General features: G+C 41.3%; 7 protein-coding genes. 5 read left to right on the top strand and 2 right to left on the bottom strand.

What is annotated here, in order from left to right; translation table 11 throughout:
* The first annotated feature begins 211 nt into the window (after positions 1-211).
* The 3 genes from P2W71_RS14310 to P2W71_RS14300 all read left to right on the top strand — a co-directional run bounded on the left by P2W71_RS14310 (position 212) and on the right by P2W71_RS14300 (position 2,544).
* On the top strand, positions 212-736 hold the full coding sequence (locus P2W71_RS14310; RefSeq protein ID WP_276371951.1) for a hypothetical protein: 525 nt from the start codon (positions 212-214) through the stop codon (positions 734-736).
* A 177-nt stretch (positions 737-913) separates the two neighbouring features.
* Complete coding sequence (locus P2W71_RS14305) at positions 914-1,690, top strand: hypothetical protein (protein ID WP_276371950.1); 777 nt, start codon at positions 914-916, stop codon at positions 1,688-1,690.
* 143 nt (positions 1,691-1,833) lie between these two features.
* Complete coding sequence (locus tag P2W71_RS14300) at positions 1,834-2,544, top strand: hypothetical protein (protein ID WP_276371949.1); 711 nt, start codon at positions 1,834-1,836, stop codon at positions 2,542-2,544.
* Positions 2,545-2,819: 275 nt separating this feature from the next.
* Here the strand turns inward: P2W71_RS14300 and P2W71_RS14295 are convergent, their stop codons facing one another.
* Both P2W71_RS14295 and P2W71_RS14290 read right to left on the bottom strand, forming a co-directional pair.
* Positions 2,820-3,983, bottom strand: a complete 1,164-nt coding sequence (locus P2W71_RS14295) for an IS91 family transposase (protein WP_276371948.1) — start codon at positions 3,981-3,983, stop codon at positions 2,820-2,822.
* A 2-nt stretch (positions 3,984-3,985) separates the two neighbouring features.
* Positions 3,986-4,903, bottom strand: a complete 918-nt coding sequence (locus P2W71_RS14290) for a tyrosine-type recombinase/integrase (protein ID WP_276371947.1) — start codon at positions 4,901-4,903, stop codon at positions 3,986-3,988.
* Between the two features lie 237 nt (positions 4,904-5,140).
* Between P2W71_RS14290 and P2W71_RS14285 the strand changes: the two genes are divergently transcribed.
* A complete protein-coding gene (locus P2W71_RS14285) occupies positions 5,141-5,584 on the top strand; it encodes a DUF2314 domain-containing protein (protein ID WP_276371946.1) in 444 nt (147 codons plus the stop codon).
* A 211-nt stretch (positions 5,585-5,795) separates the two neighbouring features.
* Positions 5,796-6,152, top strand: coding sequence for a hypothetical protein (locus P2W71_RS14280; protein WP_276371945.1), 357 nt, complete (start codon positions 5,796-5,798; stop codon positions 6,150-6,152).
* Positions 6,153-6,169 lie beyond the last annotated feature (17 nt).

The following is a 6,169-nucleotide window of genomic DNA, read 5'->3' as shown; positions in this document are numbered from 1 at the left end:
AAGCAGCGCGACACAGTGTATGTGGAAGGAATGTCAAGGCCGAATGATTCCTTTAAAAATAAAATCACAAATCATTCGCTCGTTACCAGCCTTGACAGGCCTGGAACAGACACGTACATTTGCTTAAAAGCTGAACAGGACTCTCACGATCTCACTACACATTTAAAAACATAATTTTGTGCAGACTTTAGGGGGCTAAGACAACTTCATTATGTTTGACGAGTTAAAAAAGACGGACGAGAACGAGAAGGACTTGAATATCGACAGAATATTGAATTCAATGGCATATGGTCGTGAGTTTAAATATACTTACGAGGATCTTTTCGGTGAATTTGACGGGCGAAGCACGAGTTATCAATACTTGATGCTTAATGAAGTACATGACGAAATGGTTTACGAGGACTTAATAACGAGTCAATGGAGGCAAGACACCAGGACAGACGGGAAGTATCGATTGATCTCGTTAACTATTCGGGGTTATCAAATAAAAAAGAAGGGCGGATGGACTAAATACAAAAGGGGATTAAAGACAACGTTCGTTGATGGACAAATAGTGAAATGGAGCATAGTATTCGTTACTCTTGGTAGTTTCGGGATACTCGTCTGGAGCGAATTCATTAAAGGTAGAGTCCCAACAGAGCCTATTCCCATCGAGACAAAAAAGTTAGAGTTAAATACCTCTCAACCCTCAACCAAAAAAGACTCAACTTATCAGGACTCGATACAAATAAAATAGAACATTTACGAGAAGGTCGGCTACTGCATACAACAAAATGTATAATCCATGGCGCTGATAAGGAGGACATTTTTTTATTTTTGCTCAGCGCCACGGCTTATACACAAACGTTGCCGGCAATTTATCTCGGACGATTGCGTGACTAACTAACCTGGACAGGATTATCGATTATAGCGAATGAAAGCAAATAAGAACGTTACAAACGAGGCTAGTGATCTATTACCAAAATATTCGTCTCGCTTAGCATTAGTCTTGGGGCTAATATTTACAGGATGCTCAAGCAAGTACGAAACAAACCAGCCCAGAATAGACGGTGACTGGATACTTATGGAATATCCAGCGGGAATAGAAATTGGCCCGGTTGGACTAAGATTTATGGATGATACTTTATATACGATAACTGACGGCGGATTTGTCAATGAGGGTGTGTTTATAATGAAGGATGACACACTGATAACAAGGGATTTTGACCAAAAATTTGATAAACAAAGAATACAGAAATTAACCGATGATACTTTAGTCTTGACGGGTTTGTATTTAGACAAGAAATACTATTCTCGGAAACTAGAATTCATTGACAATCTAAAATTTGATAACATAGAAATAGTAGCTGGAACTTGTTTCGGAGATTGCCCTGAATTTATATTAAATTTAACAGACGCCGGACTAATTAATTTCAAACCTAAATTGAATTGTAAGTCGACTGAACAAGTGGAATTTATTCTTGGCCAAGAAAAAATGAAAAAAATTGACAGTCTTTTTAAATGGACATATTTGCACAAGCTAGACACAACCAGAACAGGTGCAGCTGTTGACGACTGGGCATTCGAAATTGCAATCATATTTAACCAACAGAAAATAAAACTGAAAACCACACATGATTATATTCCTCACAGGCTAAAGGGAATATTTCATTTGTTGATTGACGAGCTAGTGACCAGGAGATTAATATAAACTGCCGGCAACAGAATATATAAATCATATGCGGGTTCATTTTGGTGCGATAAATTCTGCATGTAAATTTATTAAGCAAGGTTTGATGCCTTTTACTATTAAGCCGCATACGCTTTATATATAAACGTTGGCGGTAATATTTTATGGGACTGTTCGATTTCTTTAAGGCAAAAAAAACTGAAAATTACATTGGACGAGATATTACATTTCGTCTCAATAATCCTAGCAGGACAGTATTGGCTGGATGCAAGGAAGGCGATTACGTCAATTTGTGGACAAAGCCTGAAATGGATCGAGTTAATATTTACGCGCCCAACTCAATTGGTGGCTCCGGTCAGCTGGGCACGATTCCATCTAATTACTTCAAGTTGATTAAGGCTCATATACTTGGACAGAAAGACTTTGAGTTTTCTGGACCATCGACAAATAATTACGACGCTACTATCACAGATGTGTCTTCGACAAGTTGTACAATTTCTATACGATTATTCTCTCCAGAGGAGCACGAGCGCCGGATTAAAGAGATGATTGAAAGAGATAAGGAATTGACAAGAGTAGAGTTAGAGAAAAAATACAGAATGTCTAAGCCTGTAGATATAAAGTTCGACTTGAAAGGAGACAAACCGTTCAGCTTGGATCATGTAAGACTAAGGATTTTCGATAAAGAGTATTACATCGAAAACCCTCACGATTATAAACTTCAGCTTGTAGACGATACGAATGGTGTTATCGCAGAGACCTTTTCCCAGAAGGACAAGGTTTTTAGAGTGGTGAAGGCGCACTTAAATGGTCAACCACTCAGGATTGAACAAATTGAACGGTCGAGAGATCACTTAAAGGTAGTTGTGGGGTGATAAAATACTACCGCCAATAAATAAGGCTTCGCGTGGCCGGCACGGCCCAGCGTGAAGCCCGTGTTGCACGGAAGCTTCGATAGCGGTGAGAATTTTTAGTTATGGGGATTGATGTGCGGGGTGAAGGTGATCTCGCTAACGGTAGGCATATGCTAACACTGTACAGTTTTCTGATTTAAAGCGGCGTACGTTTTTTTCGTTTGATCATCTTGGTAATTTTAAGTGATTATCGGTCTAATTTTCGCAATTTATCCAAAGCAGTGGCCAGGCATAGCTTAAGCTTGCTTACACTGATAGTTTTTAATAAGATCTTTTGTCATTTCCGGACCCGGCGGTCCTCTCCTGTCAAAATTAAAGATGGTGATCATCGTGAGTTTGTTACAAACAGGACAGGCATCGGGATTATATCTTAAAAGTTCTGTACTGATCTGCTTCCATGATTTTTCTTCCGGGAATTCGTAGTAGCTCTCCAATTGCTGATGTAGCAAGGGTAGAATGTGATGCTTTCGACTGCTGCTTAAAATGCCATAGTGCCGAATACGGGTGAATCCTTTGGGCAGAATGTGGAGCGAAAACCTTCGAATGAATTCAAGAGGATGTAAACCCATCTGCTTGACTTTGCTTTCTTCGCGGTAGTCTTTGAATCGAAAGGTCACCAGATTATGTGTGACATGGACAATTCGATGATTGGAGATAGCGACTTTGTGCGTATACCTTCCGAGATATTCGATCACATGTTTAGGGCTTCCGAAAGGACGCTTGGCATACACCACCCAAGATGCTTTGAATAAGTCATTATAAAAAGATGGCTCCAGTCCTTTGAATCGCTCACGAAGTGATGCTACGAATCGGGCTCTGAAGACGTGGCTCATCGCCTTAACCGGGAAGAGGAATTTTCCATTACTCCGGGCATGCTTCCACTTCCCTGATGCGGTCACTCCACCGCCAGGAACAATGCAATGAATGTGCGGATGAAGTGACAGATTTTGTCCCCAGGTGTGGAGAATAGAAATCATTCCGGTATCAGCACCAAGATGATTTTTATCATGCGCAAAACTTTTCATCACACTCCAGGCAGTATCGAACACGAGCTTATACACTAAAGCAGGCTGGTACAAGCAGAGTTTGTTGAGTGCCTCTGGCAAAGTAAAGACGACATGAAAATACGTTGCTGGAAGCAACTCCGTTTCTCTGGATTGTATCCACCGCTCACGTTGCACCTGTTGACACTTGGGACAGTGCCGGTTCCGACACGAATTGTAGCTGATACGCACATGACCGCAGGAAGTGCATAGGTCTACATGTCCACCAAGCGATGCTGCTCTGCATCGCCGAATGGCATCAAGGGTACGCAGCTGCCAGGTATTAAACTGGTCATTGCGCACCATTTCTTTCCAATGTGAATTGATCACATTGGCAAGCTCATAAACCGGACGCACAGCTAAGCCTTTTGCGTCTTTTGCTCAGATGGATAAAGCTTATCGAGTGGAGAAAAAGGAATTTGTCTTCCGGCTTTGGCTACGTGCAAATACACCATGGTGGTGTCAATGTGAGCATGACCCAGCAACTCTTTAATAGAAACAATATCCAACCCCTGCTCCAGCAAATGAGTAGCATATGTATGGCGTAGGGTATGGACGGAGACCTGTTTTTTGATACCAGTCTTTTTGGTGGCTTCACGAACGACCCACTGCGTGCCGCGCGGTGAAAAAGGTTGCTGATGATCCTTTCCATTGAAGAGCCACTTGATAGGCTTTTCTGCATCCAGATATTTTTTTAATCCACGAGCCAGATGTTCACCCAGGGGTACGTATCGGTCTTTCCTGCCTTTGCCTTGGCGCACATGAATCACCTTTCGGTCGAAGTCCACATCTTTGATGAGCAGGGAACGTACTTCCTGGCAGCGGAGTCCGCAGCCATAGAGCACACCGATAAGCACACGATGCTTGAGTAAAGAAGGAGCTTTAAGCAATTCTATCATCTCCCTTGGGCTAAGCACGACGGGAAGTTTTTTATCACGCTTGATGGAAGGGAGTTTAATGGCACGGTCATTCAACCCCTCACATCGAAACAGGAAGCGAAGCCCGTAGACAGTGAGTTTGAAGTCTGCTTCGGAGGCACCTTTCTTTTTGAGAAGAAGTAAATAATCTTCAATCTGTTCGAGGTCAAGTTGGGTGGGAAGGCAATTGTACTTCAAAGCGATATGTGCGATGCACCGCATGTAGTTGTTGAGCGTACTCATGCTCTTGCCACTGACGATTATCTTCTTCTCTAACCTGTTGTGAAGAGCCTTAAAACCTTTTACATTAGCGCATGCGCGCTGAACCAAGGTAGTTCCTTGTTGCTTCTTGATGTTCATAGTAGTAATTGTTATGTGGAAATACAATTTACTACGAAGCGATGAAGAGCTACCGAAGGTTTAGTGCAACAAAATCTTTAAAGGCCGGCTTTGGGGTTCAGTATATTTGAAGTTTTGTTTTCTTAATTTCGTTCAGCAACGTGTGACAGTGGAATGCTTCGAAAGCCCAAGCCGTCATAAACATAAACGTTGGCTGTAATTTTCTAACGACACTTTGATAATGATTAAAATTTGAGATTGAAATTCACAAATCTGACAATTCTTCTGACACTGCTACTTTTCTCGTGTTCGACAAAAAATAATCAAGACCAATGGGACAAAGAAAACATTCGACCACTTGAGGTAGACGACCCGAGAGTTGAGAGAGCAAGGAAAGCTGCACAGGACAGTCTAAAATATTTTGTTGACTATTTTGGGCGTTACCATGGACAAGAAAATTATTCGTTCCATTTAAAAAAAGTGTTCACAGACAAGGACGACTATGAGCACATGTGGTCGACACCATTTTCACTTTATGACAATGGGTTTAATTGCGTTCTGGACAACGTGCCAAATACCATAAAGAATTATAAACTCGGGGACACTGTAAAGGTTCGTTTCGCGGACATTGAGGATTTCATTATCGTGATTTCGGACTCTACCATCATAGGACACTATCTTCAAAAAGAACTCGGGAACTAGAAAACGGCAGCCAACAAAAGTGTTTATGTCAGCTGCGGGTGCGTTGTTGCTGTGAAGTTTAGTCTTCTTGATTTCGTTTTGCGGAAAATTTGACGAACAAAAATTAAAAGGATGGACTGAAATCCCTGTGGACGGTAATTTAATTGATCACAAAGATCAATCACTGAATCTCTTGGACTCGATACTTATTGACTAAATGACATTCAAAAAAATGGAGAAACAGGAATTAGAACTTCGAATAAAGAACGCAATTATCCTTCTTTCCAACGGGCATCCATTTGAGGTTGGAGATTTAACACTTGGGACAAGGGACAAGAATCACTTTTCTGTAACAGGTTGGTCAGTCAACAACGACTTAAAAAACATAACAAAGGAAAGTGCGATCAAAGAAATGAATGAAATAAAGGACTTGTTCAAAAGAATGACATTAGTTTCAAAAGACCTTTCTAGCTTTATTGAGAATAAAAAAATTGAGTATCACTTGCGTTTCGACTATGGAATGGGAGCAATTGGAATCTGCACAGAGAAGGACGGACGGTTAGAATGGGAAACGGATTTGAGTTGGTAAAAACTGCTGCCAACACA

The sequence above is a fragment of the Chryseolinea sp. H1M3-3 genome, assembly GCF_029360725.1.
In the GTDB taxonomy this organism is placed as follows: domain Bacteria; phylum Bacteroidota; class Bacteroidia; order Cytophagales; family Cyclobacteriaceae; genus Chryseolinea.
This window is presented reverse-complemented; position numbering and strand designations above follow the sequence as displayed.